Below are 17,811 nucleotides of genomic sequence, written 5' to 3' on the forward strand. Positions count from 1 at the left end.
CTCAGGTCCCCGCGTTCTGCCGTCGGGCCGCCCGCAGCGTCACCCAGTCGGTGATGCCGATCAGCGGCAGGGCCAGCAGCACGAAAAGCACGCCGGCGACCACGTACGGGGTGAAGTTCGCCGTCTGAGCCACGCCGATCTGTGCCGCCCGGATCGCGTCGATCGGCCCGGCCAACGAGATCAGCCCCACGTCCTTCTGCAGGGCGACGGTGTCGTTGAGCAGCGGCGGCGCCACCCGGCGGACCGCCTGAGGCAGCACCACGAAACGCATCGACTGCCGGTAGGTGAGCCCGAGCGAGCGCGCCGCGGCGATCTGGCTCGGGTGCACCGACTCGATGCCGGCCCGGAACACCTCGGCCAGGTAGGCCCCGTACGTGATCACGATGGCCGCCCCGCCGAGCACGGTGACGCTCGGGGTGCCCTGCAGCCGCAGGCCCGGGATGCCGAAGGCCATCAGGTAGATCACGATGATCAAAGGAAGACCGCGGAACGAGTACGTGTAGAGGGTGGCGAGCGCCCGGACCGGGAAGAACACCGGACCCCGCAGCGTGCGCAGCACCGCGATGAGCAGGCCCAGCGCCAGCGCCGCGAGCGCGCAGAACACGAGCATGCGTACGTTGAGCCACAGTCCTTCGAGGATCTCGGGCAGCCACTCGCGGGCGATGCGCGGGTCGAAGAACGACTGGCGCACCCGGTCCCACCCGGGCGCGCCGGTGACCAGCACGCCCAGCAGCGTGCCGACGATCGCGGTGGAGAGCGCCGCGAGCAGCACGGACCGGACCGCCTTCCGGCGGCGGAAGGAGATCCGGTCCTGCTGGACGGTGCTTGTCTGGTAGGGCGTGGGGCTCACTGGAGTTCGGGAGCTCCGTCGCTGCCGGCCAGCCAGGTCTTCTCCAGCACGGCCAGAGTGCCGTCCTGCCGCAGCTGGTCGACCGCCGTGCTCACACAGCCGGTCAGCGCCGAGCCCTTGTCGAGCACCAGGCCGAACTGCTCGGGCACGCCCACCTGGGGCAGCTGGCCGACGATGACGCCGTTGTCGAGCTCGGCCCCGGTCATGTAGAACGCGGTCGGCAGGTCGACCACGATGCCGTCGACGGTGCCGTTGACCAGGGCGGCCTTGGCGTCGTCGTTGTTGTTGAAGACGGACGGCTGGGTGCTCGGCTTGATCAGGTCGGTGACCGCCTGATAGCTCGTCGTGCCGACCTGGGCCCCGAGCTTGGCGCTCCGCAGGTCGGCCAGCGACTTCGCGCCCGCGATCTTCGAGCCCTTGGTGGTGATCACCGTCTGCCGGACCAGGTAGTACGGCGACGAGAAGTCCACGGCGTTGCGCCGTTCGGGGGTGATCGAGAACTGGTTGATGTCGAAGTCGTAGGCCTTCGGACCGGGCGCGATGGCGTTGTTGAACGTCACAGAGGTCCAGATCACGTTGTCCTGCGAGTATCCCAGCCGTTGGGCGACCTGGTACGCGACGGCGGACTCGAAGCCCTTGCCGTTCTTCGGGTCGTTGTCGGAATACCACGGCTCGTAGGCCGGCGTGTCGGTGCCGATCGTCAACTTGCCGGCGGTCTTGGTGGCAAGGGCTCCAGCAGGGCAAACGTCCCCGGAGGCGCTCGCCGAGGCTGCGGGGGAGGCGTTCTCCTCAACGGGCGAGCAGCCCGCGAGGGCGGCGAGCGCGAGAACGGCGCCGCCGGTGGTGAGAAGGGTGAATCGGCTGACCATGCCCGGGAGCCTAGAACACGTCTCACCTGCTGGGGGTGTTCGTCGCCATCCCGTGACGAGTTGGCAAAATGCTCCCCGTGAAGACGTTCGAAGAGTTGTTCGCCGAGCTCCAGGCGAAGGCGGCGGAACGAACCCCCGGTTCGTCCACCGTCGCGGCATTGGAGCGCGGAGTCCACTTCATCGGGAAGAAGGTCGTCGAAGAGGCGGCCGAGTCCTGGATGGCCGCCGAGCACGAGGGCCCCGAGCGGGCCGCCGAGGAGATCTCCCAGCTGCTCTACCAGGCCCAGGTCCTGATGATCGCGACCGGCCTCGAGCTGAAGGACGTCTATCGACATCTGTGACGTGCTGACTCTTTGGTGATCCCCCAGACGAAGGAGCACGTCCTGTCATGCTGCGCATCGCCGTCCCCAACAAGGGGACCCTGTCCCAGCCCGCCTCCCAGATGCTGCGTGACGCGGGTTACCGTCAGCGCACCGACCCCAAAGACCTGATCTGCCGCGACGAGGCCAACAACGTCGAGTTCTTCTACCTGCGGCCGCGCGACATCGCCACGTACGTCGGCTCGGGCGACCTCGACCTCGGCATCACCGGGCGCGACCTGCTGGTCGACTCCGGCGTCCCGGCGTCCGAAGTGCTCGACCTCAACTTCGGCGGCGCCACCTTCCGCTGGGCCGCCCCGTCCGGTTCGATCACGTCGGCCGACGAGATCGGCGGCAAGCGCATCGCCACCGCGTACCCCGGGGTGGTCGAGCGCTACCTGGCCGAGCACGAGCTCAAGGCCGACGTCGTGCGGCTCGACGGCGCGGTCGAGAACGCGGTGCGGCTGGGCGTGGCCGACCTGATCGCCGACGTGGTCGAGACCGGCGCCACACTGCGTCAGGCCGGCCTGGTCACGCTGGGCGAGCCGCTGCTGCGTTCGTCGGCCATCCTGATCGGGCGGGCCGAACGCGACAACGCCGGCGCCGCCCAGCTCGTCCGCCGGCTGCAGGGCGTGCTGGTCGCCCGCAGCTACGTCATGCTGGCCTACGACGTCCGGGCCGACCTGCTCGACCAGGCCACCGCCCTGACCCCCGGCATCGAGTCGCCGACGGTCTCGCCGCTGCACCGGGAGGGCTGGGTGGCCGTGCAGGCGATGGTGCCGCGGTCCGACGTCCACAAGATCATGGACGAGCTCTACGAGCTGGGCGCCCGGGCCATCCTGGTCACCGACATCGCGAATTGTCGGCTGTGATGGGTAGCCTGACCGTCGTGGATGAGCAGACCGTGACGTACCGCCCGAAGAAGATTCGTTGGGTGGCCATTCCGATCGCGGTCGCCGTGGCCGGGCTCTTCACCGTGCTGAGCTTCGGCCTCAAGGGGTCGGCCGGGTTCGACAACTCCGGGTCGTTCCAGCGCGGCGACCAGGCCGCCATGATCGGGCTCGGCATCCTGATCGGGCTCGGCGTGCTGGCCTTCCTGCGCCCCCGGGTGATCGCCGACGCCGAGCACATCCGCGTGCGCAACGTCGTCGGCGGCTACGACCTGCCCTGGTCGGTGGTGCGCAAGGTGCGCTTCGACCGGAACTCGCCGTGGGCCCAGCTCGAGCTGCTCGACGACGAGCAGATCTCGGTGCACGCCCTCCAGGCCGCCGACAAGGACTACGCCGTCGACGGCGTGCGCACCCTGCGCAAGCTGCACGCGGCGGCCGTCGACGCGTGACAATCCGTCCCACCACCCCCGACCCGACTGAAGGCTGCAACCTGGTAGAGTGGACGCCGTCGACCACGCCCGCATCCTCGGATGCGAGCGCGAAAGAGGAGCCCGCTGGTTCCCACCCGCCGCCTTCGACACGAAGGCCGGGTCCGGTCACCTGGGCGTCGGAGTGATCCGGTGTCCGGGGCGCGTCCTCACGGGCGTCGATGACCGGTCGAGCGGGCCCTGGCATGCGCGAAAGCGCGTGCGGGGCCTTCTGCTTTCCCGGCACCTTGTTGTCAAGGGGTGCGGGGCCGACCGACATTGGCAGACAAGGTAACCGTTCTGAGGAGGCCCCATCAGCGTCGAACCACGCGTTAACGAACAGATCCGTGCTCGTGAGGTCCGATTGGTCGGCCCTGAGGGTGAGCAGGTGGGCATCGTCCCGCTCGAGCGCGCCCTGCAGCTGGCCGCGGATGTCGATCTGGATCTGGTCGAGGTTGCTCCCATGGCGCGGCCGCCGGTGTGCAAGCTCATGGACTTCGGCAAGTTCAAGTACGAGAGCGCACTGAAGGCACGCGAAGCGCGGCGCAACCAGCAGCAGACCGTCATCAAGGAAATGAAGCTCCGCCCGAAGATCGACCCGCACGACTACGAGACCAAGAAGGGTCACGTGGTGCGGTTCCTCAAGGCGGGCGACAAGGTCAAGGTGACGATCATGTTCCGCGGTCGCGAGCAGAGCCGCCCCGAGCTGGGATTCCGGCTCTTGCGCAGGCTCAGCGAAGAGATCTCGGAGCTGGGATTCGTGGAAGCCAGCCCGAAGCAGGACGGCCGAAACATGATCATGGTGCTGGCCCCGCATCGGGCGACCAAGGCCGCGGCCGTGGCCGCCGTCGCCGGCGCCGCCAAGCCCGCCCGCGAGCCTCGCGAAGGCGAAGCTCCGGTCGAGGCCGAGACTTCCACCACCACCGCAGAATAGACAGCTTTTCCACACGCATCGGGGGGCCAGTGGGCCCCCTGACGTGCGGAAAGATCAGAAAGAGGCTCCAAGTGCCTAAGTTCAAGCCCCACACCGGCACCGGCAAGCGGGTGAAGGTCACCGGTAAGGGCAAGATCGTCCGCGAGAAGGCCGGCAAGCGCCACCTCCTCGAGGGCAAGTCCTCGCACGTCACCCGGCGCATGACCGGCACCGTCGTCATCGCCGAGGCCGACCTTCCGCGAGTCAAGAAGCTTCTCGGCCGCTGACGCGCGCCACACCCGTTCCCCTGTTAGGAGTACCGAAATGGCACGCGTCAAGCGGGCAGTGAACGCCCAGAAGAAGCGTCGCACGTTGCTGGAGACCGCCAGCGGATACCGCGGTCAGCGCTCCCGCCTTTACCGCAAGGCCAAGGAGCAGATGCTGCACTCGATGCAGTACGCGTACCGCGACCGCCGTGACCGCAAGGGCGACTTCCGCCAGCTGTGGATCACGCGCATCAACGCGGGCGCCCGGGCCAACGGCCTGACCTACAACCGCCTCATCCAGGGTCTTCGTCTGGCTGAGATCGAGGTCGACCGCAAGATCCTTGCTGACCTTGCGGTGAACGATGCCGCGGCTTTCGCGGCCATCGTCGAGGTGGCCAAGGCGGCTGTTGCCGCTGAGGGCACGGGTGGCGCCGCCGCCCAAGCCGCGTAAGGAAGTCTTTCGGCAGGCGTCTCCCGAGTCCCGGGAGGCGCCTGTTGGCATATGCGGGTCGACCGAGCAAGATCAAATTCTGGATGTCCCCGCTGGGTGGTGGGTGCGGACCGTCGCTCCCGCGGGGACCGGCGCGGGCTTCGCTGGCCGCTGGCGCGTCCAGAACGCGAACCCCACACCGGCGGCGTGCGTAAGTGGTTGCGCTCAACCCAAGACCAGGACTGGATCGGCTGATGACGTTCACCTCCCGTACCCCCCGAGTCGCCGCCGCGCGGAAGCTGCAGCGGCGCCGCGATCGCGATCAGAGCGGGCGGTTTCTTGCCGAGGGGCCGCAGGCGGTGCGTGAGGCGCTGGCCGCGGGCGTGGTGGTCGAGCTGTTCGCCACCGACGACGCGGCCGAGCGGTATGCCGACCTGATCGCACACGCAGAGGTGGTGTCGCTCGTGAGCGACGACGGGCTGGCGGCGCTGGCCGAGACGGTGCAGCCGCAGGGTCTCGTAGCCGTGTGCGAGCAGGTGGACGTGCCGCTGAAGGAGGCGCTGGGCAAGAAGCCGCGGCTCGTCGCCGTGGTGGCGGAGGTCCGTGACCCGGGCAACGCGGGCACGATCCTGCGCACGGCGGACGCGGCCGGAGCGGGTGCGGTCGTGTTCGCGGGTGATGCTGTGGACCCGTACAACGGGAAATGCGTCCGCGCGTCGGCCGGGTCGTTGTTTCATGTAGATGTGGTCCGTTCCCCGCTCGACGTCGTGACACCGCTGCGTGAAGCCGGTCTGCAGGTGCTCGCCACCAGCGGCTACGGCGCCGACGACCTCGACACCCTGGCCGACGACGGCGTCCTCGCCGCCCCCACCGCGTGGCTGTTCGGGTCGGAGGCCCACGGCCTGCCCCCGGCGCTGCTCGACGCGGCCGACCGGCAGGTGCGCGTGCCCATCTACGGCGGGGCCGAGAGCCTGAACCTGGCCGCGGCCGCCGCCGTCTGCCTGTACGCGTCGGCCCGGGCGCAACGCTGATGCGGGCCATCGTCTACGACGCCGTCGGGGCGCCGCCGCGGGTCGCCGTGGTGCCCGAGCCCGTCTGCCCGGCCGACGGCGCCGTGATCGAGGTGCGGGCGACCGGGCTGTGCCGCTCCGACTGGCACGCCTGGCGCGGGCACGACCCGGTGCCGCTGCCGCACATCCCCGGGCACGAGTTCGCGGGCGAGGTCGTCGCGATCGGCCCGTCCGTCCGCGGCTTCGCCCTGGGCGACCGGGTGACCGCGCCCTTCGTCAACGGCTGCGGCCGCTGCGAGTTCTGCGTGACGGGCCGGGCCCAGATCTGCCCCGACCAGACCCAGCCCGGCTTCACCCACGCCGGGTCGTTCGCCGAGCGGGTCGTCGTGCGGGCCGCCGACACCAATCTGGTGCGCCTGCCCGACAGCGTCGGCTTCGTCGCCGCGGCCGCGCTGGGCTGCCGCTTCGCCACCGCGTTCCGGGCGCTGACCGGGCACGGGCCGGTGCCCGACGACGCCGTGGTGGCGGTCTACGGCTGCGGCGGCGTCGGCCTGTCGGCCATCATGATCGCGACCGCGCTGGGCCTGGAGGTGCTCGCCGTCGACCCGTCGCCCGCGGCCAACTCGATGGCCGCCGCGCTGGGCGCGGTGATCGTGCACGAGATCGACCAGCGGGCGCACATCGCGATCGACGCCTACGGCTCGGCCGCCACCGCCGATGCCTCGGTGCGCAGCCTGCGCCGCGGCGGCCGGCACGTGCAGGTCGGCCTCATGCTCGGGGCCGACGCCCGCGCGCCGCTGCCCTGGGACCTGGTGGTCGCCCGCGAGCTGCACGTTGTCGGCTCGCACGGCATGGCCGCCGCCGACTACCCGCCGATGATCGACCTGGTCGCCCGGGGCCGCCTCGATCCGGGGCGCCTGGTCGGCTCGGTGATCCCGCTCGAAGCGGCCGGGGTGGCACTGACGACGATGGATTCGCCCATCCCGGGCCACGCCGGTATCACCGTCGCCGAGCGTCCGGCCTGACGGGTATGATTCAACCCGTGCCAGGACTCTCATCGCTGTTTAGCCGGCCCGCTGGTCGCGGGCCGCGGGTCTGACACACCCTCAACTCCCTGACCGGCGGGCTGCGGCCCAGCCGTGCCTCCGTACACTGCCGTCTGGTTGAGCGTTAGAGGGCTCAGCAGGTGAGGGAGACCATGTCCTACCGCAACGATCCGTACGACCCCAAGCAGGCCGCCCTGCTCGACCCGGCCGCGCTCGAGGCCGCCGTCGACGACGCCCGCAAGGCCTTCGACGCCGCGTCCGACCTGGACGAGCTGGCCGCGCTGAAGTCCGTCCACCTCGGCGACCGCGGGCCCGTCTCGCTGGCCCGGCGTGAGATCGGCTCGCTGCCGCCGGCCGCCAAGTCCGACGCCGGCAAGCGCGTCAATCTGGCCCGGCAGTCCGTGCAGGGCGCGTACGACTCACGCCAAGCCGAACTCGAGATCGAGCGCGCCGCCCGCGTGCTCGTCGAGGAGCGGGTCGACGTCACCCTGCCGTGGGACAGGCGCCCGCGCGGCGCCCGCCACCCGCTGACCACGTTGATGGAGCACATGGGCGACCTGTTCGCCGGCATGGGCTACGACATCGTCGAGGGCCCCGAGCTCGAACTGGAGTGGGCCAACTTCGACGCCCTCAACATCGGGCCCGACAACGCCGTCCGCGGGTCGATGGACACGTTCTACGTCGACCTGCCCGGCCTGGTGATGCGCACGCACACCTCGCCCGGCCAGGTGCGCACGATGCTCACCCGGCAACCGCCGATCTATGTGGTCAGCCCCGGCCGCGCCTACCGCTCCGACGAGCTGGACGCGACCCACAGCCCGGTCTTCCACCAGATCGAGGGCCTGGTCGTCGACGAGGGCATCACCATGGCCCACCTGCGCGGCACGCTCGACCACTTCGCCAGGGCGATGTTCGGCCCCGACGCGCGCACCCGCTGGCGGCCGCACTACTTCCCGTTCACCGAGCCGTCGGCCGAGTTCGACGTCTGGTTCGCCCAGCACCGAGACGGCCCGCGCTGGGTCGAGTGGGGCGGCTGCGGCATGGTCAACCCCAAGGTGCTGGTGGCCGCCGGCATCGACCCCGAGCGCTACTCGGGCTTCGCGTTCGGCATGGGCGTCGAGCGCACCCTGATGTTCCGCAACGGCGTCAGCGACATGCGCGACATGGTCGAGGGCGACGTGCGGTTCACCGCGAACTTCGGAATGGAGGTCTGATCGGCGTGAGCGAGCGCACCGAGCGCGAGATGCGCGCTCCCCGTCAGATCGGCACGAGGGCCACGAGTCCACGCCCAGGAGGCTCAGCATGAAGACGTCACTGTCGTGGCTGCGGGAATTCGTCGAGCTGCCGGCCGGCCTCACCGCCCAGGAACTCGACGACGCCCTGACCAACGCTGGCATGGAGGTCGAGTCGATCGTCGACCAGGCCGCCACCGTCACCGGCGACCTCGTGGTGGGCCGGGTGCTCACCATCGAAGAGCTCACCGGGTTCAAGAAGCCGATCCGTTTCACCACCGTCGACGTGGGCCGGGCCGAGCCGCAGGAGATCGTCTGCGGCGCCCGCAACTTCAGCGAGGGCGACCTGGTCCCGGTCATCCTGCCGGGCGGCGAGCTGCCCGGCGGTTTCAAGATCGGCGCCCGGAAGACGTACGGCCGCAATTCGAACGGCATGATCTGCTCGGCGGCCGAGCTGGGGCTGAGCGGTGACCACTCGGGCATCATCGTGCTGCCGCCGGGCGCCGCCGAGCCGGGGACCGACGCGCGTCCCGTGGTGGGGCTGTCCGAGGTGCTGGTCGAGGTCGAGATCACGCCCGACCGCGGCTACGAGATGAGCCTGCGTGGCATGGCCCGAGAGCTCTCGTACGCGTTCTCGGCCGCCTACACCGACCCGGCCTCCCTGGTCACCGCGCCCGGGGCCACGGCCGAGGTCCCGTACGAGGTGACGCTCGAGGACACCGTCGGCTGCGACCGGTTCTCGGCGCGGGTGGTGCGCGGCATCGACCCGGACGCGCAGTCTCCCGACTGGATGCAGAAGCGCCTGATCGCGGCGGGCATCCGGGCCATCTCGCTGCCCGTCGACATCACCAACTACCTGATGCTCGAGCTCGGCCAGCCGATGCACGTCTTCGACCTCAACCGGCTCAGCGGCGGCCTGGTCGTGCGCCGCGCCCGGCCCGGCGAGAAGCTGACCACGCTCGACGGCGTGGCCCGCGTGCTCGACGCCGAAGACATGGTCATCTGCGACGACACCGGCCCGATCTCGCTGGCCGCGGTCATGGGCGGCGAGACCAGCGAGTGGCAGCCCGGCACGGTCGACGTGCTGCTCGAGGCCGCCCACTGGGACCCGGTGATGGTCGGCCGCACGGCCCGCCGCCACAAGCTGTTCAGCGAGGCCGCCAAGCGGTGGGAGCGCGGCGTCGACCCGCAGCTCACCCTGGTCGCGCTCGAGCGGGCGGTGCAGATCCTGACCGGGCACGCCGGCGGCACGGCCGACGAGCGGGTGCTCGACCTCGATCACGTGGTCGCCCCGGCCCCGATCGCGCTCGACCCGGCTCTGCCCGGGCGCCGGATCGGGCTGGCCTACGACACCGAGCAGGTGACCGCCCTGCTCTCCCAGGTCGGCTGCACGGTCACCGGCGTGTCCCCGCTCGAGGTCACTCCGCCGACCTGGCGTCCCGACCTGCAGGCCCCGATCGACCTGGTCGAAGAGGTGGCCCGGCTCGGCGGCTACAACGACATTCCCTCGCTGCTGCCCCCGGCCCGTGGCGGCAGCGGCATCACCCCGCAGCAGCGGCGACGGCGGACGGTGGGCCGGGCGCTGGCCGAGAACGGCTACGTCGAGGTCTTGTCGTACCCGTTCGTGGCGCCGGCGGCGGCCGACCAGCTCGGCTACCCGGCCGACGACCCGCGGCGCAGCGCCGTGCGGCTCACCAACCCGCTCTCCGAGCAGGAGCCGCTGCTGCGCACGTCGCTGCTGCCCACCCTGCTGGGCACGCTCAAGCGCAACCTGGGCCGGGGCCACCGCGACCTGGCGCTGTTCGAGACGGGCACGGTGTTCCTGCCGCGCCTGGCCCAGGTCGCCCCGCCGGCGATGGGTGTCGACCGCCGCCCGACCGGCGACGAGTGGGACGCCGCCAACGCGATCGTGCCCGACCAGCCCTGGCACCTGGCGGTCGCGCTGACCGGCGACGCCGAGCCGGCCGGTTGGTGGGGCGCGGGCCGGCCCGCGTCCTGGGCCGACGCGGTCGAAGCCGTCCGGATCGCGCTGTCCGCGGCCGGCGTCACCCCCGACCGGATCGGTGTGAGCGCGGCCGAACTCGCGCCGTGGCACCCGGGCCGCTGCGCGGCGATCGCCGTCGACGGCGCCGTGGTCGGTCACGCGGGCGAGCTGCACCCGGCCGTCGTCTCCGCGTACGAGCTGCCCAAGCGCACCAGCGTGGCCGAGCTCGACCTGGACGCGCTGCCGCTGCCCCCGGTCACCCAGGCCCGGCGGATCTCGTCGTTCCCGCCGGCCCTGATCGACGTGGCGCTGATCGTCGACCGCGACGTGCCGGCCGCTGCCGTCCAGCAGACGCTCGCCGGCGGGGCGGGCGAGTTGCTCGAGTCGGTGTCGCTGTTCGACCTGTACGAGTCGGACCAGCTGGGGGTGGACAAGAAGTCGCTCGCCTACAAGCTGACATTCCGCGCCCCCGACCGCACGCTCACCACCGAGGAGACGCTCTCGGCCCGCGACGCAGCCGTGGCGGCGGTGTCCGCCCGCTACGGAGCCACCCTCCGCGGCGCGTAAGCATAGGTCGCATCGAGCCGGGCCCGGCGACGGGCCCGGCTCGTGTCGTTCTGGTGTCTCCCGTGCCGCAGCACGACCGGCCGGCTCGTCATCGCCCCTCGACGATTCCGGTGCCGCCGCAGGCGGAGCACATGGTGGCCGGCGCGTGCCTGTCCTCGAAGCCGTCGCCGGTGAAGTTGAGGGTCCGCTCGGGTTCCCGGCCGATCCAGCCGGCGCCGTGGCATCGCAAACACTTCACGGTGCGCGACCGGCCGGCGTCCGATCCCGTTGGCCCGGGCCGCCGCCCCTCGCCGCGCTGCCGAGCGGCGACGACGACCGCCACCACGATCACCAGCAGCACAAACAGCAGGAACCACTTCATGGTCGCCAGCACCCCCTCGAATGGGCGGTTTTCCGACGGCGCCTCGACTGTACCCGGGCAAGCCACCTGGACTGACGGCCGATCTCGACCGGAGTGCCGAAGGCGGAGCGACCCCACCACAGTGATCAGCACTCCCGCAGATCAACCGGCTAATCGGTGGTGAAACCGCCGTTGACCGTGATCCGCTCGCCGGTCACGAAGCGGGACGCGTCGGACGCCACGAAGGCAACCACGTCGGCGATCTCCTGCGGGGTGCCGATCCGGCGCAGCGGCACCTCGGCCACGTACCCCGCAGTGTCGGCCTCGGTGAGCGCCCCGTGCCGCTCCACCGGGATCCAGCCCGGCGCGACCACATTGACCGTCACGTTGTCGGCGCCCAGCTCGCGCGCCCAGGTGCGGGCCAGAACGAGTTGCGCCCCCTTGGCCGCGTTGTAGGCCGAGAACCCCGGCAGCGCCCGTTCCACCATGTCGGAGCCGATGTGGATGAAGCGCCCACCACCCAGCCGTCGCATGTGGGGCAACGTGGCCCGCAGCAGCAGGGTCGGGCTCTTCACGAAGAAGGTCAGCTGGTCGAGGTGGTCCTGCCAGGTGGTCTCCTCGGCCTTGACCTCCGGCTGCGGGCCGGTTGCGTTGGCCACCACCACCTGTACGGGCCCGAGCGCGAGCTCGACTTCGGCCACCAGCCGGGCGACCTCGTCCTCGTCGGTCACGTCGGCCTGGAAAGCAGCGGCCCGCCCGCCCGCGCCCTCGATGTCGGCCACCACCTTGGCCGCGCCGGCACCGTCGGACCGGTAGTTGACCGCCACCGCCCACCCGTCCGCCGCCAACCGCCGGCAGAGGTGTGCGCCGAGCCCACGCGAGGCCCCCGTCACCAGCGCGCTTCCCGAGATCGTCATCCGCCGACCGTACGGCAGAGCACGGTGACAGCAACGTCACGGCCCTGGGGACGATCGTTCGTGGCAGGGTGAGTGGGTGACTGCGCGACCTCTGCGGAAACTCGGGTTCCTGACCATCGGGCTCTTCGAGCGGGACGATCCGCGGTCGGGCCACGAGTCCACGCTCGGGATCATTCAGCTGGGGGAGCAGCTCGGCTTCGACAGCGCCTGGGTGCGGCACCGGCACCTTCAGTACGGCATCTCGTCGCCCGTGGCCGTGCTGGCGGCGGCCTCGCAGCGTACGTCGAAGATCGAGCTCGGCACGGCCGTGATCCCGCTCGGCTGGGAGAATCCGCTGCGCCTGGCCGAGGACCTCGCGACCGTCGACCTGCTTTCCGGCGGGCGGCTCAACCCGGGGATCAGCGTCGGCCCGCCGATGAACTTCGACACCGTGCAGGAAGCGCTCTACCCCGATACCGCCGACGCCGAGGATTTCAGCTACCGCCGGGTCGAGCGGCTGCTCGGTTTCGTCCGCGGCGATCAGGCCAGCGACTTCAGCGGCCGGCAGGGCGTCGTCGAGGAATTCTCGGAGCGGGTCGAGCCGCACTCGCCCGGCCTGATCGACCGGATGTGGTACGGCGGGGCCAGCCTGCGGTCGGCGCAGTGGGCCGGCGAGCACGGCATGAACTTCCTGACCAGCAGCGTGGTCAAGGCCGAGGAGGCCGGCGACTTCGCCGAGATCCAGCTGTCGCACATCCGCGCCTTCCGCGGGCATCACCCGCTGGGCGACCAGGCCCGCGTGTCCCAGGGCCTGGTCGTCATTCCCACCGATTCGGCGACTTCGGAGCAGAGGGCCAAATATCAGGCGTACGCCGAGAAGCGCACCCCCCGCACCCGTGAGCCACAGGGCCCGGCCCGCATGCTGTTCGCACGCGATTTTGTCGGCAGCTCCGCCGAGATCGCCGGGCAGTTGCTTGCCCACGCCGCGTTCCGCGAGGTCGACGAGGTGGCGTTCGCCTTGCCGTTCAGCTTCGAACACGACGACTACGTCCAGATCCTCACCGACATCGCCACCCACCTCGGCCCGGCGCTGGGCCGGCGTTAGCTGAGTGCGGCGGCGCTCGCCGGCTGCCCGTCGGTGAGGCCCGCGACCGGGATCAGGGCGGCCGGGCCGTCGGTCATCAGCACCAGGGTGGTCGTCTGGGTGTCCTCGGCCGCGAGCTGCCGCAGTTTGGGCACGTCGGCCGCGGCGACGGTGACCCGGCCGTTCTTGCGGGATGCCTCCACGGTGCCGAGCGGCCCGTTGAGTACGAGGCACAGCTTCTTGTCGCCGTCCTCGGCGTAATAGGTGTCGGCGTCGCACATGCCCAGGGCCCGGCCCAGGAAGCCGGGCGGGTCCTGGGTCTCGCCCGAGATGGCGTCGTCCAGCGCGTACACCTCGACCTGATGACTGCCCGGCCGGCTCAGCGGGTCCCGTACCAGAAAGAACGTGACCGCCGCGCCCAGCACCAGAATGCCGCCCGCCCAGGCGAGCTTTCGTCTCGTTGACATGGATACGACCCTATGAACCGGCGGGGGCCCGGGACCTGAGTAGCCGCACTCAAGGCGGTAGAGGTGCTAGCACCACCCCGAACTGGGTGGTTGGCCGTAGCGACTCATGGCAGCCGCGAAAATAGCGTTTCACAGCATGACGACTATGACGATGGCCCCGGCCGCAGTGGCGCTGCACGGGGTCAGCCGGGTGTTCGGCCGGGGGCCGGCGGCGGTCCGGGCCGTCGACGACGTGACGCTCGATTTCCCGCCCGGCGGCTGGACGGCGGTGATGGGTCCGTCCGGTTCGGGCAAGTCGACGCTGCTGCACTGCGCGGCCGGGCTCGAGCGGGTCGACAGCGGGCGGGTGCTGCTCGGCGATACCGATCTGACCTCGGCCGGCGACGCCGACCTGACCGCGTTGCGGCGCACCCGGATCGGGTTCGTCTTCCAGAGTTTCAACCTCATCGGCGCGCTGACCGCCGAGCAGAATGTGGCGCTGCCGCTGCGGCTGGCCGGCAAGCGCCCGTCCCGGTCGGTTGTCCGCGCGACGCTCGACGCCGTCGGCCTGGCCGACCGCGCCCGGCACAAGCCCCGCGAGTTGTCCGGCGGGCAGCAGCAGCGGGTGGCGATCGCGCGGGCCATGGTGACCGGCCCCGAGGTGCTCTTCGCCGACGAGCCCACCGGCGCCCTCGATTCCACGGCCGCCCGTACGGTGCTCGACCTGCTGCGCGCGATGGCCGACGCCGGGCAGAGCATCGTGATGGTCACGCACGACCCCGGCGCCGCGGCCCGGGCCGACGCGGTGGTCTTCCTGCGTGACGGCCGGGTGGTCGACCGGCTGGCCGGCGCCGACGCGCGCGGGGTGGCCGACCGGCTCGCGGCCTGGGAACGCTGAGATGCTGGGGATGAGCCGGGCCGGACTGGCCGAACGTTGGACGCTGTTCGTGGGTGCGCTGCTGTCGGTGGCTCTCGGGGTGGCGCTCGTGCAGTCCTCGCTGCTGCTGCTGATCTCAGCCGCGGGGCAGAGCTCGGATGATGCCGCGGTGCCGATGCTGGGCGTCGTGCTGGGCGGATCCGTCTTCCTGGCCGGCTTCGTCATCAGTTCGACGTTCGCCTTCACCGTCGACCAGCGCCGCCGCGACCTGGCCCTGCTGCGGCTGGTCGGCGGCAGCCGCGGTCAGGTACGCCGGCTGTTGCTGGGTGAGGCGTTGCTGCTGGGCCTGACCGGCGCCGGGATCGGCGTGCCGGCGGGGCTGGGGGTGATGGCGGTGCAGACGTGGCTCATGCGCCGGTTCGAGTTCGTGCCGCCGGGGTTCACCGGCGAGTGGCGGATGTGGATCCTCGGCGTCTCGTTCGGCACCGGCATCCTGCTCGCGGTGGCCGGTGTGCTGGTCGCGGCGCGGCGGGCAGCCCGGGTGCGGCCGCTGGAGGCGTTGCGCGAGAGCGGCGCGGCGGCCCGGGTGATGATCCATCACCTCGCCCTGGAAGAGGGGCGTCGCCTGCTCGTCCCGGCCGTGGTCGTGGCTCAGGCGTGGCGTGACGCCCGGCGCCAGGTGCGCCTCGGCAAGTTCCTGCACAGCTGTGAGGTTGTGCCGGTCGGACTCGAGACGGCGAAGGCCGCAGGTGTGCTGTGCGGCAAAGCGGGAACCCGCGACGTCGTAGACGCCACGGTGGTCACCGTTGCCTTGGCACATGGCGCCATCGTCTTCACCAGCGATCCGGGCGACATCACGGCGCTCGGAGCCGCCGCCGATGTCAAGCCCGGGCTGGTCGTACGCCGCGTCTGATCCTCACGGTAGGCGGACGACGTCGGCTATCACGGCGTCGTCGTCGGTCAGGCGGACTGCGGCGGGGCTGTCGTAGACGACCAGCAGGCGGTCTTCGCCGTAGTTGCTGAGGCCTTCCGCGTGGTCGTCGCCCTCGCCGTACGTCAGTTCGAGCACCCGGCTGATCAGGTCGCCCCGCACGATGGTCGGCTGCTCGGACCGGGCGGCGCCGTGCCAGCGGTAGACCCGCACCGGGCCGTCCAGGTCCATCGTCGGGCCGGCCAGGATCAGCAGGTCGTCGCCGTCGGGGCAGAGGTCGCGGACGCCCAGGCCGTCGAGCTTCAGCACGTGCTTGCGGTAGGTGACCCTGCTGGCCGCCCGCGAGTGACCGGACTAACATGTACCTACACTTCGCCGGGTGTAGGTACATTGCTGGGTGCAGGGATATGACCGAGGAGGTCGTCGATGAGTTCGGTTTCCGTCCGGGAGTTCTCCTATAACCCGAGCGCGATGTTCAATCGCGTCGAGCAGGGCGAGACGATCGAGGTGACTCGCCACGGCAAGGTCATCGCTGTGCTGTTGCCTGGGGCGAGTGGTCTGGGCCGCTATTCTCCCCTGGTCGCCAAGGGGCTGATCCGGCTCAAGGCCACCACGACAGCCGACCTCGACCAGATACCGTCCTACGACGTTCCAGCCGACATCTCACCGCTCGACACCCTGCTGGACGCCCGAGCCGAGGACGACCGTTGATCTATCTGGATGCGTCCGCCCTCGTCACCCTTCTTTCGAGGCGGACCTATGCCGGGGAACTGCGCCAGTTCCTGAGCGCGCGGCCGGGAATGCCGATGGCCACAAGTACCCTCGGCTTCGTCGAGACCGTCCGCACCATGGACCGTATCGGCGACTACCCCAGCCTCATGCGTGACCTCGTCGGCCGCTTCACCGAGATTCTGCTGACCGAAGAGGTCCGCGATGCGGCGGCCCAGCTCCCGGGCGCCCTCCGGACGCTCGATGCCATCCACGTGGCCAGCGCGCAGGTTCTCGGCGATTCGCTGGACACGCTGATCACCTACGACAAACGGATGATCGAGGTCGCTCGAGCGGAGGGGCTTCCGGTCGAGGCTCCGGGCTTCTTCTGACAGGCGTCGGCGCGAACAGGCCGGGCCGGCGTGGCGAATGGACGACAGGAGTGACGAAGAGCAGGCGCCTAGCGTGAGGGATCGAATCCTCATTCGTCGGCTTCGGCACGTTGGCCGGCGAGGGAGCCGCGGCCGGTCCTGTTGACTCTGCCGTCCGGTAGGCGGACGACGTCGGCTATCACGGCGTCGTCGTCGGTCAGGCGGACTGCGGCGGGGCTGTCGTAGACGACCAGCAGGCGGTCTTCGCCGTAGTTGCTGAGGCCTTCCGCGTGGTCGTCGCCCTCGCCGTACGTCAGTTCGAGCACCCGGCTGATCAGGTCGCCCCGCACGATGGTCGGCTGCTCGGACCGGGCGGCGCCGTGCCAGCGGTAGACCCGCACCGGGCCGTCCAGGTCCATCGTCGGGCCGGCCAGGATCAGCAGGTCGTCGCCGTCGGGGCAGAGGTCGCGGACGCCCAGGCCGTCGAGCTTCAGCACGTGCTTGCGGTAGGTGAAGCCGTCCGCGAACTCGTGCAGCCGCAGCCGGTCGGGCTCGTCGGGGTCGATGTAGGGCCGCAGCTCGAGCACGAACGCCCAGCCGCGCAGCACCGGCCCGCGCAGGCCCAGGTAGATCCGGTCGCCGCTGACCGCGATGCCCTCGATGTCGAGCCCGTTGTCCTTGCCCGGGATCGGCAGGAACGGCGCCAGGTGCTCGTCGCGGCGAAGCAGGCGGCGCAGGTCGTCCTGGCCACCCAGGGCGGCGGCGTAGTGCTTCTCGCCGTCGATTTCGATTTCTCGTACGGGGGTGGGCAGCCCGTCCACGTCGGCGATCGGGAGCCGCAGGAGAATCTGGCGGTTCTCCTGCCCCTCGATGCGCGCCAGCCGCTTCAGCGCCTTCACCCCCTCGTGCCGCTCCTTGATCTGCTTGCGGCGCAGGCTGTGCGAGCCGATCGCCCACAGGAACGGCCCCGACCGGGCCAGCCCCTCGACGTCGGCCTCCTCCTCGATGTCGGTGCCCGGCAGGCTGATGAAATCGCCCAGACGGTACGTCGTCTCGTCGCCGAACTCCGTGGGCCGGGCCGGGTCGTCGGCGACCAGCCGTTCCACGGTCGCCGTCTCGTCGCCCGCGATCCACAGGACGGGACCGTCGAGGCGTACGGCGGAAAGGTTGGTATGTGTCGCCGCGGCGCGCGACTGGTCCCCGAAGCGCAGCCGGACCGTGTGATCCAAGGTCATGGTCATCATCGTCGCACCGGGGAACCACCCCGTGTGTCCG

21 protein-coding genes and 1 pseudogene are annotated in these 17,811 nt (G+C 70.8%); 15 read left to right on the forward strand and 7 right to left on the reverse strand.

What is annotated here, in order from left to right:
• Window position 1: 1 nt before the first annotated feature.
• Both LXN57_RS16380 and LXN57_RS16385 read right to left on the reverse strand, forming a co-directional pair.
• Window positions 2-850, reverse strand: coding sequence for an amino acid ABC transporter permease (locus LXN57_RS16380; protein ID WP_251799022.1), 849 nt, complete (start codon window positions 848-850; stop codon window positions 2-4).
• The gene (locus tag LXN57_RS16385; RefSeq protein ID WP_251799023.1) at window positions 847-1,719 is read right to left on the reverse strand and encodes an ABC transporter substrate-binding protein; all 873 of its coding nucleotides are present in this window, start codon (window positions 1,717-1,719) and stop codon (window positions 847-849) included. The genes LXN57_RS16380 and LXN57_RS16385 overlap by 4 nt, the downstream gene beginning before the upstream one ends.
• 77 nt (window positions 1,720-1,796) lie before the next feature.
• Between LXN57_RS16385 and LXN57_RS16390 the strand changes: the two genes are divergently transcribed.
• The 10 genes from LXN57_RS16390 (at window position 1,797) to pheT (ending at window position 10,883) form a co-directional block, all read left to right on the forward strand.
• Window positions 1,797-2,060 (forward strand): phosphoribosyl-ATP diphosphatase, encoded by a 264-nt coding sequence (locus tag LXN57_RS16390; RefSeq protein ID WP_251799024.1) that lies wholly within the window; start codon window positions 1,797-1,799, stop codon window positions 2,058-2,060.
• Between the two features lie 47 nt (window positions 2,061-2,107).
• Window positions 2,108-2,950, forward strand: a complete 843-nt coding sequence (gene hisG, locus LXN57_RS16395; protein ID WP_251799025.1) for an ATP phosphoribosyltransferase — start codon at window positions 2,108-2,110, stop codon at window positions 2,948-2,950.
• 17 nt (window positions 2,951-2,967) lie between these two features.
• A complete protein-coding gene (locus tag LXN57_RS16400) occupies window positions 2,968-3,417 on the forward strand; it encodes a PH domain-containing protein (protein ID WP_438872883.1) in 450 nt (149 codons plus the stop codon).
• Between the two features lie 331 nt (window positions 3,418-3,748).
• Entirely contained in the window at window positions 3,749-4,369 is a 621-nt protein-coding gene (infC, locus tag LXN57_RS16405) for a translation initiation factor IF-3 (protein ID WP_221378161.1), read from the forward strand.
• A gap of 71 nt (window positions 4,370-4,440) precedes the next feature.
• A complete protein-coding gene (gene rpmI / locus LXN57_RS16410; protein WP_221378067.1) occupies window positions 4,441-4,635 on the forward strand; it encodes a 50S ribosomal protein L35 in 195 nt (64 codons plus the stop codon).
• Between the two features lie 37 nt (window positions 4,636-4,672).
• Window positions 4,673-5,065: a 50S ribosomal protein L20 gene (gene rplT, locus LXN57_RS16415; RefSeq protein ID WP_251799027.1), complete on the forward strand. Its 393-nt coding sequence runs from the start codon at window positions 4,673-4,675 to the stop codon at window positions 5,063-5,065.
• 233 nt (window positions 5,066-5,298) lie between these two features.
• A complete protein-coding gene (locus LXN57_RS16420) occupies window positions 5,299-6,075 on the forward strand; it encodes a TrmH family RNA methyltransferase (protein WP_251799028.1) in 777 nt (258 codons plus the stop codon).
• Window positions 6,075-7,079: an alcohol dehydrogenase catalytic domain-containing protein gene (locus tag LXN57_RS16425; protein WP_251799029.1), complete on the forward strand. Its 1,005-nt coding sequence runs from the start codon at window positions 6,075-6,077 to the stop codon at window positions 7,077-7,079. Before LXN57_RS16420 ends, LXN57_RS16425 begins: the two co-directional genes overlap by 1 nt.
• Window positions 7,080-7,252: 173 nt before the next feature.
• On the forward strand, window positions 7,253-8,314 hold the full coding sequence (pheS, locus tag LXN57_RS16430; RefSeq protein ID WP_251799030.1) for a phenylalanine--tRNA ligase subunit alpha: 1,062 nt from the start codon (window positions 7,253-7,255) through the stop codon (window positions 8,312-8,314).
• An 88-nt stretch (window positions 8,315-8,402) separates the two neighbouring features.
• The gene (gene pheT, locus LXN57_RS16435; protein ID WP_251799031.1) at window positions 8,403-10,883 is read left to right on the forward strand and encodes a phenylalanine--tRNA ligase subunit beta; all 2,481 of its coding nucleotides are present in this window, start codon (window positions 8,403-8,405) and stop codon (window positions 10,881-10,883) included.
• A gap of 88 nt (window positions 10,884-10,971) precedes the next feature.
• On the opposite strand, the gene LXN57_RS16440 is transcribed toward pheT, so the two are convergent.
• Both LXN57_RS16440 and LXN57_RS16445 read right to left on the reverse strand, forming a co-directional pair.
• Complete coding sequence (locus LXN57_RS16440; protein WP_251799032.1) at window positions 10,972-11,376, reverse strand: hypothetical protein; 405 nt, start codon at window positions 11,374-11,376, stop codon at window positions 10,972-10,974.
• 17 nt (window positions 11,377-11,393) lie between these two features.
• Window positions 11,394-12,140: an SDR family oxidoreductase gene (locus tag LXN57_RS16445; protein WP_251799033.1), complete on the reverse strand. Its 747-nt coding sequence runs from the start codon at window positions 12,138-12,140 to the stop codon at window positions 11,394-11,396.
• Between the two features lie 76 nt (window positions 12,141-12,216).
• On the opposite strand from LXN57_RS16445, the gene LXN57_RS16450 reads away from it, so the two are divergent.
• Entirely contained in the window at window positions 12,217-13,224 is a 1,008-nt protein-coding gene (locus LXN57_RS16450; protein ID WP_251799034.1) for an LLM class flavin-dependent oxidoreductase, read from the forward strand.
• Here the strand turns inward: LXN57_RS16450 and LXN57_RS16455 are convergent.
• Entirely contained in the window at window positions 13,221-13,670 is a 450-nt protein-coding gene (locus LXN57_RS16455; RefSeq protein ID WP_251799035.1) for a hypothetical protein, read from the reverse strand. The genes LXN57_RS16450 and LXN57_RS16455 overlap by 4 nt on opposite strands.
• A 145-nt stretch (window positions 13,671-13,815) precedes the next feature.
• Between LXN57_RS16455 and LXN57_RS16460 the strand changes: the two genes are divergently transcribed.
• Together LXN57_RS16460 and LXN57_RS16465 are read left to right on the forward strand one after the other, a co-directional pair.
• Window positions 13,816-14,547: an ABC transporter ATP-binding protein gene (locus LXN57_RS16460; protein WP_251799102.1), complete on the forward strand. Its 732-nt coding sequence runs from the start codon at window positions 13,816-13,818 to the stop codon at window positions 14,545-14,547.
• A 10-nt stretch (window positions 14,548-14,557) separates the two neighbouring features.
• On the forward strand, window positions 14,558-15,439 hold the full coding sequence (locus LXN57_RS16465; protein ID WP_251799036.1) for an FtsX-like permease family protein: 882 nt from the start codon (window positions 14,558-14,560) through the stop codon (window positions 15,437-15,439).
• Between the two features lie 3 nt (window positions 15,440-15,442).
• Here LXN57_RS16465 and LXN57_RS16470 read toward each other — a convergent pair.
• Window positions 15,443-15,775: pseudogene (locus tag LXN57_RS16470) on the reverse strand (DUF3616 domain-containing protein); the annotation flags it as partial.
• Between the two features lie 108 nt (window positions 15,776-15,883).
• On the opposite strand from LXN57_RS16470, the gene LXN57_RS16475 reads away from it, so the two are divergent.
• Together LXN57_RS16475 and LXN57_RS16480 are read left to right on the forward strand one after the other, a co-directional pair.
• Window positions 15,884-16,168 carry a type II toxin-antitoxin system Phd/YefM family antitoxin gene (locus LXN57_RS16475; protein WP_251799038.1) on the forward strand — a complete coding sequence of 95 codons (285 nt, stop codon included), beginning with the start codon at window positions 15,884-15,886 and terminating at the stop codon, window positions 16,166-16,168.
• Window positions 16,165-16,557, forward strand: a complete 393-nt coding sequence (locus LXN57_RS16480) for a type II toxin-antitoxin system VapC family toxin (protein ID WP_251799039.1) — start codon at window positions 16,165-16,167, stop codon at window positions 16,555-16,557. The genes LXN57_RS16475 and LXN57_RS16480 overlap by 4 nt, the downstream gene beginning before the upstream one ends.
• Before the next feature lie 89 nt (window positions 16,558-16,646).
• On the opposite strand, the gene LXN57_RS16485 is transcribed toward LXN57_RS16480, so the two are convergent.
• Window positions 16,647-17,771: a DUF3616 domain-containing protein gene (locus LXN57_RS16485; RefSeq protein WP_251799040.1), complete on the reverse strand. Its 1,125-nt coding sequence runs from the start codon at window positions 17,769-17,771 to the stop codon at window positions 16,647-16,649.
• Between the last annotated feature and the right edge of the window lie 40 nt (window positions 17,772-17,811).

The organism is Paractinoplanes hotanensis (genome assembly GCF_023717965.1).
Lineage (GTDB): Bacteria > Actinomycetota > Actinomycetes > Mycobacteriales > Micromonosporaceae > Actinoplanes > Actinoplanes polyasparticus.

Coding starts and splice junctions, on each gene's coding strand:
- LXN57_RS16385 (WP_251799023.1), bottom strand. CDS start 1,719: ATGGTCAGCCGATTCACCCTTCTCACCACCGGCGGCGCCGTTCTCGCG.
- hisG (WP_251799025.1), top strand. CDS start 2,108: ATGCTGCGCATCGCCGTCCCCAACAAGGGGACCCTGTCCCAGCCCGCC.
- rplT (WP_251799027.1), top strand. CDS start 4,673: ATGGCACGCGTCAAGCGGGCAGTGAACGCCCAGAAGAAGCGTCGCACG.
- LXN57_RS16420 (WP_251799028.1), top strand. CDS start 5,299: ATGACGTTCACCTCCCGTACCCCCCGAGTCGCCGCCGCGCGGAAGCTG.
- LXN57_RS16425 (WP_251799029.1), top strand. CDS start 6,075: ATGCGGGCCATCGTCTACGACGCCGTCGGGGCGCCGCCGCGGGTCGCC.
- pheS (WP_251799030.1), top strand. CDS start 7,253: ATGTCCTACCGCAACGATCCGTACGACCCCAAGCAGGCCGCCCTGCTC.
- pheT (WP_251799031.1), top strand. CDS start 8,403: ATGAAGACGTCACTGTCGTGGCTGCGGGAATTCGTCGAGCTGCCGGCC.
- LXN57_RS16445 (WP_251799033.1), bottom strand. CDS start 12,140: ATGACGATCTCGGGAAGCGCGCTGGTGACGGGGGCCTCGCGTGGGCTC.
- LXN57_RS16455 (WP_251799035.1), bottom strand. CDS start 13,670: ATGTCAACGAGACGAAAGCTCGCCTGGGCGGGCGGCATTCTGGTGCTG.
- LXN57_RS16460 (WP_251799102.1), top strand. CDS start 13,816: ATGACGATGGCCCCGGCCGCAGTGGCGCTGCACGGGGTCAGCCGGGTG.
- LXN57_RS16465 (WP_251799036.1), top strand. CDS start 14,558: ATGAGCCGGGCCGGACTGGCCGAACGTTGGACGCTGTTCGTGGGTGCG.
- LXN57_RS16475 (WP_251799038.1), top strand. CDS start 15,884: ATGAGTTCGGTTTCCGTCCGGGAGTTCTCCTATAACCCGAGCGCGATG.
- LXN57_RS16485 (WP_251799040.1), bottom strand. CDS start 17,771: ATGACCTTGGATCACACGGTCCGGCTGCGCTTCGGGGACCAGTCGCGC.